Origin of the sequence: Streptomyces ferrugineus, from assembly GCF_015160855.1 — a bacterium.
Lineage (GTDB): Bacteria > Actinomycetota > Actinomycetes > Streptomycetales > Streptomycetaceae > Streptomyces > Streptomyces ferrugineus.
Genome location: NZ_CP063373.1, coordinates 6,210,580 through 6,230,799 on the forward strand (window position 1 = coordinate 6,210,580; position 20,220 = coordinate 6,230,799).

17 protein-coding genes and 1 pseudogene are annotated in these 20,220 nt (G+C 72.7%); 2 read left to right on the forward strand and 16 right to left on the reverse strand.

All coding sequences use genetic code 11. The features are described 5' to 3' along the window. Positions 1-10: 10 nt before the first annotated feature. From IM697_RS28035 to IM697_RS28050, 4 genes are all read right to left on the reverse strand, one after another. Positions 11-547 carry a hypothetical protein gene (locus IM697_RS28035; RefSeq protein WP_194038883.1) on the reverse strand — a complete coding sequence of 179 codons (537 nt, stop codon included), beginning with the start codon at positions 545-547 and terminating at the stop codon, positions 11-13. After that, positions 544-1,863 (reverse strand): hypothetical protein, encoded by a 1,320-nt coding sequence (locus tag IM697_RS28040; RefSeq protein WP_194038884.1) that lies wholly within the window; start codon positions 1,861-1,863, stop codon positions 544-546. The genes IM697_RS28035 and IM697_RS28040 overlap by 4 nt, the downstream gene beginning before the upstream one ends. A 68-nt stretch (positions 1,864-1,931) precedes the next feature. Then, complete coding sequence (locus tag IM697_RS28045; protein WP_194038885.1) at positions 1,932-3,098, reverse strand: serine/threonine-protein kinase; 1,167 nt, start codon at positions 3,096-3,098, stop codon at positions 1,932-1,934. Next, complete coding sequence (locus IM697_RS28050; protein ID WP_194038886.1) at positions 3,095-3,880, reverse strand: polysaccharide lyase family 7 protein; 786 nt, start codon at positions 3,878-3,880, stop codon at positions 3,095-3,097. The genes IM697_RS28045 and IM697_RS28050 overlap by 4 nt, the downstream gene beginning before the upstream one ends. 253 nt (positions 3,881-4,133) lie before the next feature. Between IM697_RS28050 and IM697_RS28055 the strand changes: the two genes are divergently transcribed. After that, complete coding sequence (locus tag IM697_RS28055; protein WP_194038887.1) at positions 4,134-6,050, forward strand: serine/threonine-protein kinase; 1,917 nt, start codon at positions 4,134-4,136, stop codon at positions 6,048-6,050. A 26-nt stretch (positions 6,051-6,076) separates the two neighbouring features. Here the strand turns inward: IM697_RS28055 and IM697_RS28060 are convergent, their stop codons facing one another. Next, a complete protein-coding gene (locus IM697_RS28060; RefSeq protein ID WP_194038888.1) occupies positions 6,077-6,856 on the reverse strand; it encodes an FHA domain-containing protein in 780 nt (259 codons plus the stop codon). A gap of 141 nt (positions 6,857-6,997) precedes the next feature. Next, positions 6,998-8,902, reverse strand: a complete 1,905-nt coding sequence (locus tag IM697_RS28065) for a serine/threonine-protein kinase (RefSeq protein ID WP_194038889.1) — start codon at positions 8,900-8,902, stop codon at positions 6,998-7,000. Between the two features lie 545 nt (positions 8,903-9,447). Between IM697_RS28065 and IM697_RS45565 the strand changes: the two genes are divergently transcribed. Next, the gene (locus IM697_RS45565; protein WP_265582673.1) at positions 9,448-9,582 is read left to right on the forward strand and encodes a hypothetical protein; all 135 of its coding nucleotides are present in this window, start codon (positions 9,448-9,450) and stop codon (positions 9,580-9,582) included. Between the two features lie 62 nt (positions 9,583-9,644). Here the strand turns inward: IM697_RS45565 and IM697_RS28070 are convergent, their stop codons facing one another. The 10 genes and pseudogenes from IM697_RS28070 to IM697_RS28115 form a co-directional block, all read right to left on the reverse strand. Further along, positions 9,645-10,256, reverse strand: coding sequence for an Rv1733c family protein (locus tag IM697_RS28070; RefSeq protein WP_194038890.1), 612 nt, complete (start codon positions 10,254-10,256; stop codon positions 9,645-9,647). Positions 10,257-10,278: 22 nt separating this feature from the next. Beyond that, positions 10,279-10,581 (reverse strand): annotated as a pseudogene (locus IM697_RS28075) (BON domain-containing protein); the annotation flags it as partial. Positions 10,582-10,694: 113 nt separating this feature from the next. Continuing rightward, positions 10,695-12,110, reverse strand: coding sequence for an NAD(P)(+) transhydrogenase (Re/Si-specific) subunit beta (locus IM697_RS28080; RefSeq protein ID WP_194049901.1), 1,416 nt, complete (start codon positions 12,108-12,110; stop codon positions 10,695-10,697). Between the two features lie 5 nt (positions 12,111-12,115). Beyond that, a complete protein-coding gene (locus IM697_RS28085; protein ID WP_194038891.1) occupies positions 12,116-12,457 on the reverse strand; it encodes an NAD(P) transhydrogenase subunit alpha part 2 in 342 nt (113 codons plus the stop codon). Then, on the reverse strand, positions 12,454-13,569 hold the full coding sequence (locus IM697_RS28090) for an NAD(P) transhydrogenase subunit alpha (RefSeq protein ID WP_194038892.1): 1,116 nt from the start codon (positions 13,567-13,569) through the stop codon (positions 12,454-12,456). Before IM697_RS28090 ends, IM697_RS28085 begins: the two co-directional genes overlap by 4 nt. A gap of 40 nt (positions 13,570-13,609) precedes the next feature. Next, positions 13,610-14,623: a zinc-dependent alcohol dehydrogenase gene (locus IM697_RS28095; protein ID WP_194038893.1), complete on the reverse strand. Its 1,014-nt coding sequence runs from the start codon at positions 14,621-14,623 to the stop codon at positions 13,610-13,612. A 10-nt stretch (positions 14,624-14,633) separates the two neighbouring features. After that, a complete protein-coding gene (locus tag IM697_RS28100; RefSeq protein WP_194038894.1) occupies positions 14,634-15,002 on the reverse strand; it encodes a DUF779 domain-containing protein in 369 nt (122 codons plus the stop codon). 12 nt (positions 15,003-15,014) lie between these two features. Continuing rightward, the gene (locus IM697_RS28105) at positions 15,015-16,535 is read right to left on the reverse strand and encodes an aldehyde dehydrogenase family protein (protein ID WP_194038895.1); all 1,521 of its coding nucleotides are present in this window, start codon (positions 16,533-16,535) and stop codon (positions 15,015-15,017) included. 55 nt (positions 16,536-16,590) lie between these two features. Beyond that, the gene (locus IM697_RS28110; RefSeq protein ID WP_228044199.1) at positions 16,591-17,913 is read right to left on the reverse strand and encodes a GAF domain-containing protein; all 1,323 of its coding nucleotides are present in this window, start codon (positions 17,911-17,913) and stop codon (positions 16,591-16,593) included. Positions 17,914-18,328: 415 nt separating this feature from the next. After that, positions 18,329-20,092: a GAF domain-containing sensor histidine kinase gene (locus tag IM697_RS28115; protein ID WP_194038896.1), complete on the reverse strand. Its 1,764-nt coding sequence runs from the start codon at positions 20,090-20,092 to the stop codon at positions 18,329-18,331. Positions 20,093-20,220 lie beyond the last annotated feature (128 nt).

A 20,220-nucleotide genomic window follows, 5' to 3' on the forward strand; every position in this document is an offset into this window, starting at 1 on the left:
TCTCCTTGGGTCAGATGCCGGGGTGCTGATCGGGTGCGGGCCTGCCGACGATGACCTGGCCCATCTGGATCCGTTCGCCGCGGAAGTAGACCGACGGCCGTACGGTCTCCAGCACGACCTCGCGGTCCAGTTCCGGCTCGTCCTGGAACACCAGGACCTCCAGGGACTGTCCGGAGTCGAACGGCAGCCCGTCGTGCTCCTGGATCTCCAGCCCGTCGTCGGCGAGTGCCTGCCGGCTGGCGTGCACCTGGCGGCGCACCTGCCGCAGGTCGGCCGCGGACAGGGCGCCGGTGCCCTGGTCGAGCTTGCGCAGGGCACGCCAGATGCCGACGGCGGCCCCGAGCAGCGCGTCGGTGCCGGCGCCCTGCGGGGTGCGGGCCTGCCGCGCGAGGGCCTCGGCTGCCTCGGCGTCGGCGAGCACCGCCGCGGCCCACTCGGCCTGGTCCGGCCGCAGCAGCGGGCGGGGGATGCGGAACTCGGGCGGGTGCCGCAACTGGCCGAGCGCGGCGCGCACTTCGCGTACCCGTCGGTGGACTCGGGATGTCACCGGTACCTCCTTCTGCCCCTGTACATCCGGATCCGCGCGTACCACCGCGTGAGCTTCTGTACGACGAGGGCGACCATGCCCACGCCCAGGAAGCCGCCCCACGCCGCTTCCCAGCCGTATTCCTGCCACAGCACGACCAGCACGCTGATGGCGAGGATGGCCACCACACAGCCCGGCCACGCACGGTCTGTGGAGTCGGGAGCGGTGCGGGTGTGGACGACTCCCGCTGACCACTCGTAGATGACGTCCCAGTTGTCCTTGAACGCCTTCACATGGCGCTCCGGGGCGATCTCGTACGCCCGCTCCGCGAGTTCGACCACCGTCTTCTTCTCGGCGGCGGTCGGCCGGTGGAACTGGTAGTACCCCAGCATGGCCACGGCGAGGTTGCCGACGCCCACCGCGACGATGTGCGCCACGTCGTCGTGCCGCCATTCGGCGACGTAGGCCCGGAGGTCACCGAACCGGTCGAACGCGGGGAGGACCTCCTTGCGCACGACCCGGACGGCGTCCCTGAAATGCTTGGCGTCCTTCTTGTCGTTCACGGACCGCAGACCGTCGGTGATCTTCTGGACCGCCTCCTCCACGGCGTCCTCGAACAGCTCGGTGAACAGCCCCGAGAACGCCGCCTGTTCGGCCCAGCGGGCACAGACCTGCGCGAGGCGCGGCCTGAAGTCGGGGTCGGTGGCCAGTTCGCGGAACGGGGAGACGAGGAGGCCGGGCAGCGCGGCGAGGAAGTCGTCCACCGAGTGGTCGCCCAGCCGCGGGTCGTCCAGCTCCTCGATCCGGTGGGCGATGTGCCGGCGGAACTCGGGGCGCTCCAGCAGCGGTCCCCAGCAGCTCGCCGCGCCCTGCCAGAGGAGGTCCCGGCCGTCCGTGGTGGCGTGGCCGCGGCCGGCCTCCGCCTCGAGCGCCAGCGCGTGGAAGCGGACCGCCTCGTCGTGCTCCTCGTGCACGGAGTCGGGGCAGCCGCATCCCAGGGGCGCGCCCCACCGCCACAGGAGTTCGTCGACCAGCCGCCGCCGGGGATCCTGGAACTCCTCGAACGCGGCCCGGACTTCGTCCTTGCGATAGTCGCCCGTGACGGGCGAGTCCGGGTCCGCGGGCCGGACGCTCTCGACCGCGAGGCGGGCCTCCAGCCTCTGCCGGTGCTGCCGCACGGCTCGTCCTTGCGCGTTCGTCGGGAGCCCGGTGACGGCGAAGGCGTTGTCGCGGTACAGCCGCGTCCCGGCCAGATCCGTGAAGCGGGACAGGTTCCCGCCGCCGGTCCGGGCGGCGGACGGCTCGCCCCTCCGGCCGCCCGCACTCGTCTTGTCCATCCGGTCTCCAAACGTCCGCGTCCCGTACGTCCGCTGCCCGTACGCCCGTTCCTGGCGTGTCGGCCCCTTCACATGACCACCCCCCGGCGCCACGTCATCAGCCGTGCCACGTGCCGTTCCCGGAGCCGGGGGTGGCGGCTGACGGCCTCTTCGAGCTGGTTGGCGGCATCGGCCAGCCGGCCCGGCATCCGGGAGAGCTCGATGGCCGCCCGTACCTGCTCCTCGACCGACCGCTCCACCGAGGCCGCCCCGTGCGGTGGCGGTCTCACGGCGGCCGGGGGGCGCAGCGCCTCGGCGCGTTCGACGACCTCGCGGGCCGAGGCGGGCCGGTCGGCCGGGTCCACGCGCAGCATGTCGACGACCAGCCGGTCCAGTTCGGCCCCCACTCCGTCGTTGAAGGCGCTGGGCGGCAGCAGCGGCCGGTTGAACCGCTCCAGGGAGAAGGACTGCACCGGGTCGCCGCCGTTGTACGGGAAGTGGTCGGTGAGCAGGAAGTAGGCGATGGTGCCCAGCGCCCAGACGTCCCCGGCGCACGAGTAGCCCGTGCCCCGGCGCAGCACCTCCGGCGGCATGTAGGCGACCGTGCCCTGGGCGCTGGCCGCCATGGTGCCGGGGTCGGTCTCCTTGGCGAGTCCGAAGTCGCTGACCTTCACCCGCAGTCCGGACTCGTCGTAGGTGATGAGCACGTTCGCCAGCGACAGGTCGCGGTGCACGATCGGGTGCTGGCGCTCATGGGCGACGGCGAGGCCCTCGGCGGCCTGCCGCAGTACGGCCGTGGCCTCGTCGACGGGGACCGCGCCGGAGTGCGAGGCGACCAGCCGCTCCAGGCTGCCGCCCGCCACGTACTCCATGGTGATGTAGCCGCGCATCCCCTCGGAGGTCTGCACGGTGCCCGCGTCGAACACCCGGATGATGTTGGGGTGTCCGAGGGTGGAGAGGATGCGGGCCTCGTCGAACAGCCTGGAGGTCGCCTCCAGCGAGGCGACGTGCTTGAACAGCTTCAGCGCCTGCCAGCCGAGGATGTGGTGCCGTACCCGGTACACCTCGGCGAAGGCGCCCTCGCCCAGCCTGCGGTCCACGACCAGCGCCGAGTTGATCCGCTGCGCACGGGTCAGCAGTGTCCCCTCCACGCCGGTCGTGTCCCCCGCCATCCGCCGCGCCCCTTCCCTGGCCTCGGTCACCGTCACCGTGACACGCCGCTGCCGGGACCCCTCCCGGGAGCGTGCACGGGTCACGTGTGGGTGACCTCGATGCGGGAGATGCGGACCTCGCCGTAGTTGTCGTCGTCGCACGGCTCGGAGTTGTCGCAGTTGGCCTGCGTGTAGGCGCCCGCCTTGAAGTAGTTGGTGTCGCCTTCGTGCGAGATCGTGGTCTCGCGCCGGCCGTTGTAGTAGACGTCGATCTCGCCGTCCTCGGCCACGAACTTGGCCTCGAACTCGGTGCCCAGCTCGTAGTCGTCGGTGACGAGGTGGTGGTGGCGGTCGTCGCCGTCGGTGACGTAGAGCTTGCTGCCCTCGAGGCGGAAGACGGTGACGTCGTCGTCCCCGCCGTGGACCTGGGCGCCGACCAGGTAGGGCCGCTCCTCGGGCAGCGTCATGAACGCCTCCCTGACCACGAGGGTGTGGGTGCCGTCCGTGGTGGACCATGCGGCCTCGTCCTCGCCGCCGTCGGTCATCTCCCGCAGCTCGGAGCGGGGGTAGCTGGAGCCGGACGTCGTCACGCCGTTGACGGCGGCCCGGAATCTGACCGCGTCACAGCCGGACTCGGCCCGGAACCAGGGCGCGGCGGAGAAGGTCGCCAGTTCGGGCTGGGTGATCTCGGTGGGGTCCTCGTCGTCGCCGGTGGGCAGGGTCAGCTTCCAGTCCGTCAGGTCGAGGACGTCGGCGGGGTCGGCGCACCGGGCGGCCGCCGCCCGCTCGTGCGGCGCCGGGGTGCCGGCGTGCGCGGACATGGCGAGCGTGGCGGTGGAGACGGCCGCGGTGATGCCGGCGAGCACGACGGTCCGGGTGCGGGGCATGGAGGGTCCTCCCGTTGGGGGTGTGCGGGACTTTCAGACGACTCCCTAGGGGTCGACGCGTACCGTAGGCGCCCTTCTCGGGACCCCTCCCGTGGTCTGCCGGTCCCGGCCGGTGGCTACGCATGCGTGCGACTGATGAAGGCTCTGGGTAGACACTGCGTGCGGCCCGGCATACGCAGTAGGTTCGACCCATACGCACGGCCATGGGCCGTGGCCGTGTGTGATTCCGGACTCGACCGAGGGGGAAGATTCCGTGCGTTCCGGGGAGGAGTTCGCCGACCGCTATGTCCTCAGAGAGGTCATCGGCGCGGGGCGGGGCGGTGACGTGTGGCTGGCGCACGACACGGTGGTGGGCCAGGACGTCGCACTCAAACCGGAGCGGGCGGACGGCGAGGGCGAGACCGCGCTGCGGCGGCTGCTGGGCGAACCGCGCGCCATGGCCAAGTTCCGCGACCACCCCCATGTCGTGACGCTGTACGACGTGGTGACCGAAGCGAAGGACGGGCCCGGTTCGCAGACGTACTGGTTCGTCATGGAGTACGTCCCGAGCGGCGGCCTGGACCGGCAGCCGACGGTCTCCCCCGAGCGGGCGGCCCGCATCGGCGCCGAGCTCGCCGACGCGCTGGCCGCCCTGCACGAGGCGGGCGTCGTGCACTGCGACGTCAAGCCCGCCAACATCGGCCTCACCCGGCACGGGGCCGCGAAGTTACTGGACTTCGGCGCCGCCTACCGGGTCGGCGGCAGCGAGACCATCACGGTCAACGGCCCGTACAGCTTCACCCCGGACTACGCCGCCCCCGAACTGGCCCGGGGCAACGTCCCCCGGCCGGCCTCGGACGTGTTCTGCCTCGCCACCACCCTGTACGCGCTGGTCACCGGAGCGCCGCCGCGCGGTGGCGCATCCGACGACGACGTCCCCGCGGGGACGGGGAAGGACGGTGAGGAGGCCGAGCGGCTGCGGCACTGGAAGGCCGAGCAGGGCGTCGTCGAGCTGGACGCCGCCGCGGTGGGGCCGCTCTACCCCGTGCTCACCTCCATGCTGCGCCGCGACCCCCGGCAACGCCCCGACGCCGCCGAGGTCGGACGGCTCCTGGCGGACATCGCCGGGTCCGAGCCGAAGCCGCCCAAGGACACGGCCACCACCAGCACCGCCCCCGCGCGCCGACGGTGGCGCCGGCCGGTGATCGCGGGTGCCCTGGGCATCAGTGCCCTGCTGGCCCTGGGGCTGGTCGTCTTCCCCGGCGACGGCAACGGCGCCGACGGCAAGGCCACGCCGGGACCCGGCCAGAGCCTCCGGGACGGGGACGCCTCGCACGCCCTCGTCGGCGATCCGCACACGGCCGACGTGTGCGACATGGCCGACCCCGCCGCGCTCGACCAGTTCGGCAAGGGGGAAGTGGACGTGGACTACGGGAACTTCGACCGCTGCGACATGCTCGTGAGCGTCGACGACAAGACCCGTATCGACGTCTCGCTCCGCCTGCGCAAGGGCTCGCCGCCGGAGGGTTCGCAGCCCTCCCGCACCGTCGGGCGGATCGGCATCCGGGAGGAGGAGTCGGAGAGCGACGAGTGCAATCTGCTGCTGACGTCCAACGGCGACGGCGAGGGCACGCTGGTCGGGGTCCGCGTCAACATGGGCAAGGGCTCCGTGACCGGCGGCACCGCGACCCTGTGCACGGTCGCCGACAAGGCCGCCGTCAGCGCGGCCGAGGTCCTCGACCGGGGTCCGCTGCCGCGCCGTTCGCCGGCCTACCCGCGCGCCTCGCTGGCCTGGGCGAACGCCTGCGAACTGCTCGACGCCAAGGCGCTGTCCGCGGTGCCCGGCCTCAAGGTGGACGTGCCGGACGAGGGCGTGGCGAACTGGAGCTGCGAGTGGTCCAGCGGCATCGACGAACTGGACGCCGAGGTGGCCTTCTTCCGCGACCAGCCCAAGTCCGCGGCGGACGGTACGGCCCACACGTTCAGCGGCTATCGCACCGTGGTCGAACCGGACGACGACGGCGACAGCTGCTCGGCCTTCGTCGAGTACCGCCGCTACAGCGGCCAGAACGCCGAGACCGCCGCGGAGATGGTGCGCCTGGATGTCGCCGGGCAGCGGCCCGCGGACGAGCTGTGCGGGATGGCGCAGAAGCTCGCGGCCTCGGCCGCCGCCGCACTCCGGGCGCGATGACCGGGGGCTGATCCAGGGGCCGCCGGCTACTCGGGCCAGGGCGCGTCGTCCTCCATCAGGTCCAGGTCCGGCGGCACGAGCGTCGTCGACTCGACGAGCCCCTTGATCAGGTTGTGCAGCAGGCTGTTGTCGCCGGGGCGGCCCTGTGACTTGTCGTGCAGCAGGGGGTACCGGAAGCCGGTGCGGTGCAGGCGGTGGCGTACGACCTCGATGCGGTGCTCGATCCTGCGCTCGGTCCAGTTGTCGTCCGGGCGCAGGTACTTGAGCTGCTTGGCGGCCACGGCGTAGGTCATGGGCCGCGGTTCCTCCTCGTACAGCAGATACCGCTGGCCGAGGATGACCAGGAGCAGCCGTTCGTCGTCGTCGAGCGCCCAGGTCTCCGGTCGGATGGTCTCGGCCTGCCGGCGCGACACCGGCCCCTGGTCGTCGTGGCCGGCCACATACAGCTCGACCAGGTGCTCGCGGTAGCCGGAGCCCTTCACGAACAGCGGGGTGTAGCCGGTGGCGAGCGGGATCGGCTCGGTGGCGAGGTGCATCATCTGGCCGCGTGGCAGCCGGACGAGCTGCTGCCCGGTGTTGCGCAGCCACCACATTCCCTGACGGTACGTCAACTCACCGTGGCGGCGGCTCACTCGCAGGTCGTCCACGCCGACGCCCAGGTCCACATCGGGCTTCTCACCGCGCCCGAAGCGGACCGTCAGCCCCGGGCGGGGCGGGGCGCTGAGTTCACCGGTGACCGTACGGGCGTGCAGGGTCCCGGGCGTGCCGGGCGCGACACCACGCGCGAGGCTGGCGGAGAGGGGCATCGCTGGTCTCCTCGGTTCATGGGCTTGTTCGGTTCGAAGTCGTTCGGCGGACGCACGGCGTCCTGACCAGTGTCCGCGCCTTGCACGGGACCCCTCCCCAAACCGGTCGGTCGCCCGGCCGAGGCGGCACCCGCACGGGAGTCAGTACGCCGATTTCAGCGCTCCCGCGGGAAGCTTCCCGCCGTCCTCCCGGCCCACGCTGCACAGCACCTCGCGGAATCCGGCGTCCCACTCCTCGTCCGAGGAATACCAGCCCCACATCTCGTGCCCCTTGCCGCGGGCCCAGTTGACCCCGTACTTCTCCTCACAGAGGGCGCCGGTGTCGACGCTGTCGGCCGAGCTGTCGCCGGAGGCCCGGGTCCAGCCGACGAGCTGCTCGTCATGCGGATCGTCGCAGCTCACCAGGGTCTTGGTGTAGGAGCCGTCGTCGTGCTCCTTGACGTCGATGCAGTCGCCCGGGCCGAGCTGGGTGATGTACACCTCGTCGCCGAACTTGCGGAAGTCGCCGATCGGGCCGCCGAGCGTGGCGTGCCTCAGGAACAGCACACAGGCCGCGGCGGGCGGCTCGCTCTGTCCCGGCTCGGGGGTGAGGACGTACAGCACCGGGTCGGCCATGGTCTTGCGCAGCTCCGCGGTGCGCCGGGCGCACTCGTCCCGTATCGCCTGTGCACCGGATCCCCCGGCGGCGTCACCGGCCCCGACGGTCGCGATGACCTGCCCCTCGGGATCGTCGTCGTAGCAGTCACGGCCCTTCAGCCCGGGCCGCCCCTCGAACTCCCCGCCCTTCCAGTCGGCGTCGACGCACTGCCCCGGCGTCAGCTCCTGGCGCAGGCCCGCCTGACGGCCGTACGGGTAGGTGCTGCGGGTCACCGTCGGGGAGGGGGTCGCGGCCACCTTCGCGGCGCCCTGCCGCTCCTCGGCCCCGTCCCGCTGGGTGACGGCGCCGAGCGCGAAGCCGCCGGCCCCGAACAGTACGGCGGCGAGGGCCAGCAGCACGGGGGTGCGCCGGCCCGGCATCCGGCGAGCGGAGCCCGTGGCGCGCCGGGCGCGGTCCCTCCAGGAGAGCGGGGAGGGGGTGGGCCGTGTCGTGGCGCCGCCGGGCTGCCGGGGCTCGGACAGACCCGGACCCGTGGGTGCACCGGCGTCCGCGGACTGCCCCGATCCGGTGAGCGGGGGCAGAGCCGCCGGGCCGGCGGCGCCACCGCAATCCGCGGCCTCAGCGAGCAGTTCGCGCGCCCGTTCCGCCTGCGTACGGTTCGCCGGGTCCTTGGCCAGCAGCCCCATGATCACGCGGTTCAGGGGCTCGCTCGCCCGCTGGGGCACGGCGGGTTCGGTGGTCAGCGCCGCCATCAGGGAGGCGTCCAGCGTGTCCCGCTCGAACGGGGAGACGCCCTCGACGGCGAAGTAGAGGGTCACGCCGAGCGAGAACAGGTCGGTCGCGGGCGTCGCCTCGCCGCCGGACAGCCGCTCCGGCGCCAGGAACCCCGGGGTGCCGACCACCATGCCGCTCTGGGTGACCCGGGTCTCGCGCGGCCACAGCGAGATGCCGTAGTCCGTGAGCAGGACCCGCCGGTCGGCGGCGCCCGAACGGTCCGGCGCCAGCAGGATGTTGGACGGCTTCACATCGCGGTGGATGATGCCGAGCCGGTGCCCGGCGCACAGGGCGTCCAGGGCGGCCGTCCCGATCCCGGCCACCTCCTCGCTCGGCAGCGCGCCGCGCTCCTCGACGGCGGCGCGCAGATCCCGTGTGCCCGGCAGGTACTCCATCACGATCCACGGACGGCCGTCGTCCTCCACCACGTCGTACACCGTGATCACATGCGGGTGCTCACGCAGCTGCGCCGCCTTCAGCGCCTCCTTGCGGCCCCGGGCGGCGGGGTCGTCGCCGCCGGGTCCGGTCCGCTCGTGCGGTACGTCGATCTCCTTGACGGCGACCCGGACCCGGAGTTCCTCGTCCTCGGCCAGCCACACGTCGCCTCCGCCCCCGGAGCCCAGCCGCTGCCGCAGCCGGTACCGCCCGGCGATGACCCGTTCGTTCCGTGCCACCAGCGCCCCTTTCTTCGGCCGCGCTTCCCGACCGACCGCCGAGGCTCCCGGACAGCCGTCGCCCGATGCTGACTTGACCCACTCGGGAGCCCTCCCGTGCCCATGGTCAGGTCGACGACCGGGGACCGGTCCCGGGCGGCCGACATCGCCGTGGACGACCGTCGGGCCGACCCGGTGTACGAGCCGGTGCATGAGGGCCGATCGGCCCTGTCGCGGGCGTGGTCCTCGTGGTGTGCTGGATGTGACGGGAAGGACCCGACAGGACGCGGGGCAGCGGCTCTGGGACGCTCACCGCGCAATCAGGATCCGCGAGAAGCGGGTGACGTCCTTCCCGTCCCCGCCCTTTCCATTCCCGCGCCCTCAAGCGCATCGCACCCCCTGTCGGCGTGGACACGCCATGGGCCGAAGGCCCCGGAACGCCTCCACGCGGTCTCCCCGGCACAGGGCGCGTGGCCTGTCCGGCAGGGCCCTGGAGGGGCTGCCGAGCGCGATGCGCGCAGGAGCGGGCCGGGGGTGCGAGGGGAGCTTCGGGGAGGGGAGAGGTCATGGCGTCCGCGACCGCCAAGGTCGGCCAGGACACCGTGACGATGGTCGTCCGTCTCCCTGGACGGCCCGTTCGCGGCAAGGGCGACCAGCTGCGCGTCACCGTCCTCCCGGAGGCTGCCACCGGCGACGGCTGAGGTACCGTGGCGCCCCCGGATCGGGGCGAGAGACCTCCGCCTCGCGGACCGTCCGGTCCCCGTCAGCCGAACATCCGCTTCCTCCACCGCGGGCCGACCCGCTCCCACTCCTCGGCCCACTCCGCCATACGCCTCCGGACCAACCGACCGCGCACGAGCCATGTGCACGTCAGCGCACCCGCTCCGGCGCCCGCCGTGGCCAGGACACCGGCCAGTGCCGCCTGGAGCCGTGCCTGTGTCGCCGAGGCCGGTTCGGCGACCAGCGCGCCCGTGCGGTCGGTCCACACGGGGACCGCGGAGCCCGCCGTCGTGCCGGGATCGGCCTTCGCCCGGCCCGTGTGCGCCGACCCGTCGGCGGCGGTCCAGCGCACCTTCACCCACACCCGGTCGTCACCGGTCTCGACCGCCGCCAGGGAGGAGTCCGCCGACGCGTCCTGGGTCAGTACGGCCGAGACGGGGTGCGCCTCCGCGCGCCGTGCCGCGAGGGTGTGGTCCACCGATGCCGCCACCGCCTGCCCCGCGAGCAGGCCGCCGATCAGGGCGACCGTCCAGCCGACGAGCACGATCCAGGCCTCGACCACGTCGCTGCGGCGCCGCAGGGGGTTGCGCCGCCACCGCCAGAGCCCCAACCTCGGCGGCCGTGTGCGAGGTGGCGTCCGACGCTCTTCCGCCATGGGTCGACACCCCCTTTCGGTGTCAGGAGGCCTTTCGGCCCCCGGCGGCCCGGGACGTCTCTTCGGCGTCCGAGAGGTTCGGGCGCAGGGACGGGCCCATGAGCGCGCAGGCCACGTCCACCACCCCCTCCACGGCTCGCGTCAGGCGCTTGGCGACCGGCACGAGCATGGTGTCCGGGATTCGGCCGGTGAGGGTGACGACACCGGCCCGCACCTCCACCCGGATCGGCCAGAGCGGCTCCGGGAACAGAGAGGAGACGACCTCCCGGCGTACCTCCTCGGCGATGTCCTCGTCGTCCCGCAGGAACACCTTGAGCAGATCCGGTTCATCGCAGCCTCCTTCGCCCCTTCCAGCCAACGCCCGCGCACCGGTGCTCCCCAAGTGCCGTATGGTCCCTGGCAGGTGGGCCATACGGCACCGCGCGTGCCGTGCCGGGTTCAGCCGACGAACTCCCCCACCGCTGCCTTCAGTTCACCGAGTCCCTTCTTCGCGTCGGAGAAGAACATCCCGGTCTTCGGGTTGGTGTAGAGCTCGTTGTCGATGCCCGCGTAGCCGTGGCCCATGGAGCGCTTGATGACGACGATGCTCCTGGCCTTGTCGACGTCCAGGATCGGCATGCCCGAGATGGCGTTGCCGGGCTTGCGGGCGACGGGGTTGGTCACGTCGTTCGCGCCGATCACCAACGCCACGTCCGCCTGCGCGAACTCGGGGTTGACGTCGTCCATCTCCTTGAGCTGCGGGTACGGCACGTTGGCCTCGGCCAGCAGCACGTTCATGTGCCCCGGCATGCGGCCCGCGACCGGGTGGACGGCGTAGCTGACGTCCACGCCGTGGTCGGTCAGCAGCTTGGCCAGGTCGCCGAGTTCGTGCTGGGCCTGTGCGGCGGCGAGGCCGTAGCCCGGGACGAAGATGACCTTGCGCGCGTACGCCAGCTGGATCGCCACGTCGTCCGCGGAGACCGACCGCACCTGGACGGGCGCCCCGGATCCGGCCGCCGCGGGTGCGCTGTCGCCGGTGCCGAAGCCGCCGATCACGATGTTGGCCACGGAGCGGTTCATGGCGTCGGCCATGAGCTTGGTGAGGATGCCGCCCGAGGCGCTGACCAGCATGCCCGCGATGATGAGCGCCGTCTCGTCGAGTACGAAGCCCGCCATCGCGACCGCCGACCCCGTGAAGGCGTTCAGCAGGGCGATGACCACCGGCATGTCGGCGCCGCCGATCGGCAGCACCATCGTCACGCCGAAGAGCAGCGCCACGGCCACCAGTCCGTACAGCGCCACACGGGAGTCGGGGGCCAGCACCAGCCACACCGTGCCGGCGACGAAGGACGCGGGCAGCAGGACGTTGAGCAGCCGCGCACCCGGGAAGACCACCGGCGCGCCGGACACGACTCCTTGCAGCTTGCCCGCCGCGATCAGCGAGCCGGAGAAGGTGACCGCGCCGATGACGATGTCCAGCCCGCCCGGCAGGGAGACCCGCGCGCCCAGCAGGGCGGCGTCGTCGGCCTGGAGCAGGTCGTTGACGGCGATGAGGGCCGCCGCGCCGCCGCCGACGGCGTTGAAGAGGCTGACCAGTTGGGGCATGGCGGTCATCCGCACCCCGCGCGCGGCCCACAGGCCGAGTGCCGCGCCGACCAGCCCGCCGGTGCCCAGCACGAGCCACCCGGTGCGGCTGATCGTGCCCTCGTCGGCCACCAGCCAGAAGGTGGCGGCGATCGCGACGGCCATCGCCCCGGCCGAGAGGGTGTTGCCGCGGCGGGCGGTGCGCGGATGGTTCATCAGGTGCAGGCCGATCACGAAGCAGGCGGCCGCGGCGAGAAAGATGTAGTGGACGGCGTTGGAGACGTTGTCCATGGCACTCACGCCTTCTTCTCTGTGATCGGCACTTCCTCGGTGATCGGCTTCTTCTCTGTCGCCGGCCTGGCCTTGAACATCTCCAGCATCCGGTCGGTGACGACATAGCCGCCGACGACGTTCATCGCTCCGAACGCCATCGCCACGAAGGCGAGGACGTGGCCGAGCCAGGTGTGGGACTCGGCGGCGATCAGCATGGCGCCGATGACGACGATGCCGTGCACCGAGTTGGAGCCGGACATCAGCGGGGTGTGCAGGGTGGCCGGGACCTTGCTGATGACCTCGACGCCGACGAGGACGCTCAGCACGAACACGGTGATGGCGGTGAGGAGATCGAGGTTGTTCACGACAGTTCTCCTCCCATGAGCGCGGCCGTGATCTCGTCGGCCGGATCGAGGACGATCTCGCCGTCGCGCACGAGGTGGCGCACGACGGCGACGAGGTTGCGGGCGTACGCCGTGGACGCGGCGGTCGCCATGGCGGACGGCAGGCGTCCGGCGCCGATGAGGGTGACTCCGTTGTCGAGGACGTCGGTCTTGTCGGGTTCGGTGCCCTCGACGTTGCCGCCGAGGTCGCTCGCGGCGACGTCGACGACGACCGAACCGGGCGCCATCCGCGCGAGCACGGCCGCCGTCACCAGCAACGGCGGTTTGCGGCCCGGCACTTGGGCCGTGGTGATGACGATGTCGCTGCGGGCGATGGTCGTGTCGAGAGCCTCGCGCTGGGCCCGCTGTTCCTCCTCGGTCAGCTCGCGTGCGTAGCCGCCCCGGCCGGCGCCCGATCCCGTGCCTGGCAGGCGCGCTGTGTCGAGGAATCGGGCGCCGAGAGACTCCACCTCCCCTCTCGACTCGGGGCGTACGTCGTACGCCGTGACGACGGCGCCGAGGCGGCGGGCGGTGGCGATCGCCTGGAGCCCGGCCACGCCGGCGCCGAGGACGAGGACCTGCGCCGGGCGCATGGTGCCCGCCGCGGTGGTCAGCATCGGGAAGAAGCGGTCGTAGGAGTCGGCCGCGAGCAGGGCCGCCTTGTAGCCGGCGACGTTGGCCTGGGAGGTCAGCGCGTCCATGGACTGGGCGCGGCTGAGGGTGCGGGGCAGCAGGTCCAGGCTCACCGTGCGGATGCCGCGCTCGGTCAGGTCCTGCACGAGGGCCGGGTGCCGCAGCGGTTCGAGCAGGCCGATCAGGGTCTGTCCGGAGCGCAGTGCGGTCGCGGTCTCCTCGTCCGGCGGGCCGACGCACAGGACGGCGTCCGCGCGGGCGTACAGCTCGTCGGGGGGCACGACACGTGCGCCCACGGCCGTGTAGTCGGCGTCGGTGAACCAGGCGCCGGCGCCCGCGCCGGTCTCGATCAGCACGTCGAGTCCGGCCCGGCGCAGGAGGGTGACGGCCTCGGGGACGAGGGCGACCCGGCGTTCGCCGGGTGCCCGCTCCCGTGCGGCGCCTACGGTGACGGTTGCCATGATCTGCTGCCTCTCCCTGTGTCCCGGTGGGTGCCGGGCCTCAGAACTCGAAGACGAGCCGGGCTTCGGCCCGTCCGCCGAGGACCTCGTCGAAGGAGTCGTTGACCTGTTCCAGGCGTCGCGGTTCGGCGATCACCTGGGTGCGTCCGGCGGCGTGCAGCGCGAACACCTCGGTCAGGTCCTGGCGGGTGCCGACGATGGAGCCGATCACGGAGATCCCGCCGAGCACGGTCTCGAAGATCGGCACGTTGATCGCCGCGTTGTCGGCGGGCAGCGCGACCATGACCAGGCGCCCGCCCCGGTTGAGGGACCGGTACGCCTGCTCGAACGCCTTGGGTGCGGCGGCGAGTACGACGGCCACGTCCGCGCCGCCGGCCTTCTTGATCTCCTCGACCGGGTCGTGGGTGCGGGCGTTGACGATCTCGTCGGCGCCGAGCCGGTGGGCCAGGCCGAGCTTGTCCGGTTCGAGGTCGACGGCGGTGACGAAGCCGCCGACCAGTCGCGCGTACTGCAGGGCCAGGTGGCCGAGGCCGCCGATGCCGAAGACGGCGACGCGTTCGGCCGGCTGCACGTGGGCGACCTTGATGGCCTTGTAGGTGGTGACGCCCGCGCAGGTCAGGGGCGCCGCGTCGAAGGAGGACACACCCTCGGGCACATGGACGACCGCGCCCGCGTTCGCGACGGCGTACTCGGCGTAGCACCCGTCCACGGAGTACCCGGAGTTGACCTGGCTCTCGCACAGGGTCTCCCAGCCGGAGACGCAGTAGCGGCAGGAGCCGCAGGAGGAGCCGAGCCACGGGACGGCGACCCGCTTGCCGATCAGGTCCTCGGAGACGCCGGCGCCGACGGCCCGGACGGGGCCGATGCCCTCGTGGCCGGGGACGAACGGCGGCCGCGGCTTGACCGGCCAGTCGCCGTGGGCGGCGTGGATGTCGGTGTGGCAGAGGCCGGATGCCTCCATGCGGACGAGTACCTGGCCGGGGCCGGGCTCGGGGACGGGCAGGTCCTGGATCTCCAGGGGCTTGCCGAAGTCGGTGACGACCGCTGCCTTCATGTTTCGCTCCTCAACTCGGTACGTTTCCGGGCGGGTTGACCCGGCTGACGAAGTGCAGCCCGTCCCCGGCTGCGAGGGAGAATCCGCCCGGCGTGCCGGGGGCGACGTCCAGGACGAGGCGCGGGCGGCCGAGCGCCTCGTACAGGTCCGCGTCGATGTGGAAGGTGCAGCCGTCCACGACGCCCAGCAGCAGGTCCCCCTCCCCCAGGGCGAGTTCGCCGGCCGGGAAGCACATCGGGTCGCTGCCGTCGCAGCATCCGCCGGACTGGACGAACATCACCGGTCCCCCGTGGGCGGCGCGCAGGGCCGCGATGGCCTCGCGCGCCGCCTCGGTGACGGTGACGCGCCCGGCGGTGTCGTCGTGGGCGTGTCCGGGCATGTCCGATACCCCCTAGAACAGCCCGAGCGGCTTGGTGCCGTAGCTGACCAGGAGGTTCTTGGTCTGGCTGTAGTGCTCGAGCATCATCTTGTGCGTCTCGCGGCCGATGCCGGAGACCTTGTAGCCACCGAACGCGGCGCCCGCCGGGTACTGGTGGTAGCAGTTGGTCCAGACGCGGCCGGCCTTGATGGCGCGGCCCATCCGGTAGGTGCGGCCGGTGTCGCGGCTCCACACGCCGGCGCCGAGGCCGTACAGCGTGTCGTTGGCGATCTCCAGGGCCTCCGCCTCGTCCTTGAAGGTGGTGACGGCGAGGACGGGTCCGAAGATCTCCTCCTGGAAGACCCGCATCCTGTTGTGGCCCTTGAGGACGGTCGGCTCGAAGAAGTAGCCGTCCTCGAACTCCGCGCCGACAGCCGGACGGTGACCGCCGACCAGCAGTTCGGCGCCCTCCTTCAGGCCGATCTCGACGTACGACGCGATCTTCTCGACCTGCTGCCTGGAGACCTGCGGGCCGATCATGGTGTCGGTGTCGAGCGGGTCGCCCTGCTTGATGGCGCGGATCCGCTCCAGGCAGCGGCCCATGAACTCCTCGTAGATGTCCTCCTGGATCAGCGCGCGGGAGGGGCAGGTGCAGACCTCGCCCTTGTTGAACGCGTAGAGCACGAGTCCTTCGACAGCCTTGTCGAGGAAGTCGTCGTCGGCCGCGGCCACGTCGTTGAAGAAGATGTTCGGCGACTTGCCGCCCAGCTCCAGCGTGACCGGGATGATGTTCTGGGACGCGTACTGCATGATCAGGCGGCCGGTGGTGGTCTCGCCGGTGAAGGCGACCTTGGCGATGCGCTTGTTGGTGGCCAGCGCCTTGCCGATCTCGGCGCCGGGGCCGTTGACGACGTTGAGGACGCCCGCGGGCACGTGGTCGCCGATGACCTCCATCAGCTTCAGGATCGACCACGGGGTCGGGGAGGCCGGCTTGATCACCGTGGCGTTTCCGGCGGCGAGGGCCGGGGCGAGCTTCCACGCGGCCATCAGCAGCGGGAAGTTGAAGGGGATGATCTGGCCGACCACGCCCAGCGGCTCGTGGAAGTGGTAGGCGATCGTCTCCTTGTCGATCTCGGTGATCTCGCTCTCCTGGGCGCGGATCGCGGCCGCGAAGTAGCGGAAGTGGTCGGCGGCGAGCGGGATGTCGGCGGCCAGGGTCTCGCGGACCGGCTTGCCGTTCTCCCAGCTCTCGGCGACGGCGAGTTCCTCGCGGTGGGCGTCGATGGCGTCGGCCACCTTGTTCAGCACCGCGGCGCGCTCGGTGGTGGACGCCTCGCCCCACTTGTCCTTGGCGGCGTGCGCGGCGTCCAGGGCGAGTTCGATGTCGGCGGCCCCGGACTTCGGGACCTCACAGATGGGCTTGGCGGTGGCGGGGCACAGGTTGGGCGTGTACTGGCCCGTGGTGGGTGCCTGCCACTTGCCGCCGATGAAGTTCTCGTACCGGGGCGCGACGTCGACCGGGCTGCCCGGCCTCCCCGGAGGCTCGTACTTCATGACCGTCCCCTTTCGGATCATTGCCGGTCTCGACGATCGGGTGATGCTGGGCACGTTAGGAGCCGGAACGCTGCAACAGCGCTGCATGCCGCCCCACCTGTGGCGGGACGGCCAGGCCGATGTCCAGTGCGTGCGCGCGGGCCGCGGCGGCGGCGCGCTGCGGTGAGCCGCCCGGCAGGGTCCTGGCAAGCGCCGCCCAGGCGGAGACGTCGTCGGCTCCCGCGTCCGTGCCCACCCAGCGGCGCAGCAGCCCCGGATCGCCGCTGCCCAGGACGGCGCCGCGCAACTGCTGCTCCAGGGAACGCCGTCGCTCCACCACGAGCGGCGCCTGAGAGCGCGGCAGCAGCGGACCGGCGTAGCGGGTGAGCGCCTCGGCCGCCCGTCCCTCGGCGAGCAGCGACTCGACGTCCCCGAAGTCGGTGCGCACCGGGCGGAGCAACGTGTACGGCCGCGACCCGAGCAGATCGGGTCCCAGCACGGCACGCAGCCGGGTCATCTCGGCGCGCAGGGTCGAGGGCGGTATCTCGCGCTCCGACAGGTCCACCGCGAGGCGGTCGCCGGTCACGCCCCGGCCGGCCAGGGTCAGCGTCAGCACGATCTCGCTGTGCCGCGGGCTGAGGTGCCGCACCCGGTCGGCGCACTCCAGCACGGCGCGGTCCCGGCCCAGCGCCCACAGCCGTGCGGCGGGCACCGGCGTCGCCCCGGCGTGCGGGACCCGCCCGTCGGGGACCAGGCGCGCGGCCGGCGTACGGGCGAGCTCGGCCTCGGCCGCCAGCGCCGCCGCGCGCACCGCGGCCAGGGCGGGAGGGGTGGCGATGGTGCTGCCGCCGGTGAGGTCGACCACGCCGAGGACACGTCCGGTGCGCGGATCGCGTACCGGGGCGGCGGCGCACGACCAGGCGTGCACGGCGGCGCTGTAGTGCTCGCCCGCCACGATCTGGACGGCGCGGCCCAACTCCAGTGCGGTACCGGGGGCGTTGGTCCCGGCCTGCTGCTCCGACCACACGGCGCCCTCGACGAAGCGCATCCGCTCGGCCCGGCCCACGGTCGCGGCGTCGCCCTCGACCCACAGCAGCGTCCCGTCGGCGTCGCCGACCGCGAACACATGCCCGTCGTCCGCCGCACCGGCGCCCAGCAGCTCCCGGAACAGGGGCAGTACGGCGACGAGCGGGTGGGTCAGCCGGTAGTCGTCCAGCTCGGCACGGGTGCCCCGCAGGGGCGGCAGTCCGCTGCCGTCGGGCCGTACGCCGCGGGCCGCGCAGCGCCGCCACGAGTCGGCCACCAGGGCCCGGCCCGCCGGCGGCGCTCCGGGCGAGGTCATGAACCGCTCGTGTGCGGTGCGCAGCGCGGACAGCGAGGCGACGGTGGAAGCCTCCATGGCACCTCCCCTGTACGAGCCTGCCGTGCGTCCGCACCAGCCTCACCCGCACGGGGCAGCGGGCCCAGGTGCCGAACGTCCCCTGCGGCGGGGCCTCTTGGGCTTCCGGCAGGGGCGGGGCACGGGCCGGACAGCCGTACGAGAAGCCCGCGAGACGGGGGTGCGTGCCGGGCCCGACGGGCCGAACGAACGGGAACGCCCGTATCCGGACCGAAACCGCCCGCCCCCCACGATCCGCGCAGGCCCGGCACGCAGGGCAGGGGAACGCGGCCCTGCCCTTTCCGGGAGGCCGTCCGAGGCGATCCCCCCATCAGCAGATCCGCCTCGCCGGACTCGGCACCACCCTCGCAGCGCACGGAACGGCACGACAGGGACCGAACGGCCCTACCGGGGTCCTGACCGGCCCATGCGGGCCCTACCGCTCCCCCACCGGCACCCGCCACACCAGCGTCGTGCCGCCACCGGCGGGGCAGTCCACCCGCAGCGCGCCACCCAACTGCGCGGCGCGTTCCGCCATGTTGCGCAGGCCACTGCGGCGGCCGTCGGCAGGGATGCCCACGCCGGTGTCGGAGACGGTCAGGCGCACCTCCCTGCCGTCGGTCTCGAGTACGACCTCGGCGCGGTCCGCGTGGGCGTGGCGGGCGACGTTGGTCAGGGCCTCGGAGAGGACGGCCACCACATGGTCGGCGACCTCCTTGGGCACGTGGGTGTCCAGCAGACCTTCCATCCGCACGCCGGGCGCGAAGCCCAGCACCGGTGCGGCCTCGCCGACCACGCGCACCGCACGGGCCCGCAGGCCGGGGCCGCCCGCGCCCTCGCGTTCCCGCAGCCCGAAGATGGTCGACCGGATGATCTTGATGGTCTCGTCCAGGTCCTCCACCGCCCGTGCGACGCGGTCCGAGGCCTGCTGGTGCTCGATGAACCGCCCGGCGCTCTGCAGCGTCATCCCCGTGGCGAACAGCCGCTGGATCGCCAGGTCGTGCAGGTCGCGGGCGATGCGGTCGCGGTCCTGGAGCACCGCGATCCGCTCCGCGTCCGCGCGGCGCTCGGCCAGTTCCATCGCGACCGCGGCCTGGGCGGCGAAACCCCGCAGCGGCTCGGTCTCCCGCTCGGCGAACACCGGCTGGTCCACCGCCCGCACGAGCAGCACGACACCCCTCAGTCCCTCGCCGGCGCCGATGGGCACCGCCACGGCCGGCCCCAGGCCGGTGAAGCGCCGCGAACCCGGGGCGGCCTTGCCCGGCCCTTCGGCCGGGCGGCTCCACGTCTCGCTCCGCTCGTCCTCGGAGATGTCCGGGCTGGAGACCAGCGTGGCGTCCGCGAAGGCCTTGCCGATCAGGCTGCCGTCCACGGGCAGGACCAGACCCCGGTGCGCCTCCGCCTCGCGCCCGATGGCCAGTTCCACGGTCAGCGAGTCGGTGCCCTCCATGGGCACCGCGACCACGGCGAGGGCCGCGCCGGTGATCTCCCGGGCCCGTTCGGCGATCAGCCCGAGGACCTCGCCGCGGTCGCTGCCGGACATCAGACTGTGCGTGATCTCGGCGCTCGCCCGCAGCCAGCGCTCGCGCAGCCGGGACTCCTCGTACAGACGGGCGTTGTCGATCGCCACACCGGCCGCCACGGCCAGGGTGGACAGCACCGACTCGTCCTCCTCGTCGAACTGCGCCCCGCCCCGCTTCTCGGTCAGGTAGAGGTTGCCGAAGACCTGGTCCCGGACCCGGATCGGAACGCCGAGGAAGGAGTTCATCGGGGGATGGTGCGCCGGGAAGCCGTACGAGGCCGGGTGCTCGGAGAGCCTGGTCAGCCGCAGCGGCTCGGGATGGCGGATCAGCTCGCCGAGGATGCCGTGCCCCTCCGGGTAGTGGCCGATCTTCGCGGCCTGTTCCTCGGTGACGCCGACCGTGAGGAAGTCCGCGATCCCCTTGCCGTCGGGGCCGATCACGCCGAGCGCGGCGTACTGCGCGTCGACCAGCGCCGCCGCGGCCTCGACGATGCTCTTCAGCGCCTGCTCCAGGTCCAGCTCCCGGCCGACCGAGAGCACCGCCTCCAGCAGGCTGTGCACCCGGTCGCGGGTGCCCCGGGCCGCGTCCAGCCGGGCCTGCAGCTCCTCCAGCAACTCGTCCAGCCTGAGCTGCGGCAGCCGTACGCGGGCCTCCCCGGACTCCTCGGAGCTTCCCACCGGCGGTCCTCCGATCCCCTCGACACACCCGCGGCCGAACCTGCCCGTCATGTGTCACGTAGTGGTGCTGCGCAGGGACGATACGGGATCAGGTCCGGCGGCCGGGAGCCGGGCATCGCGTCGGCAGG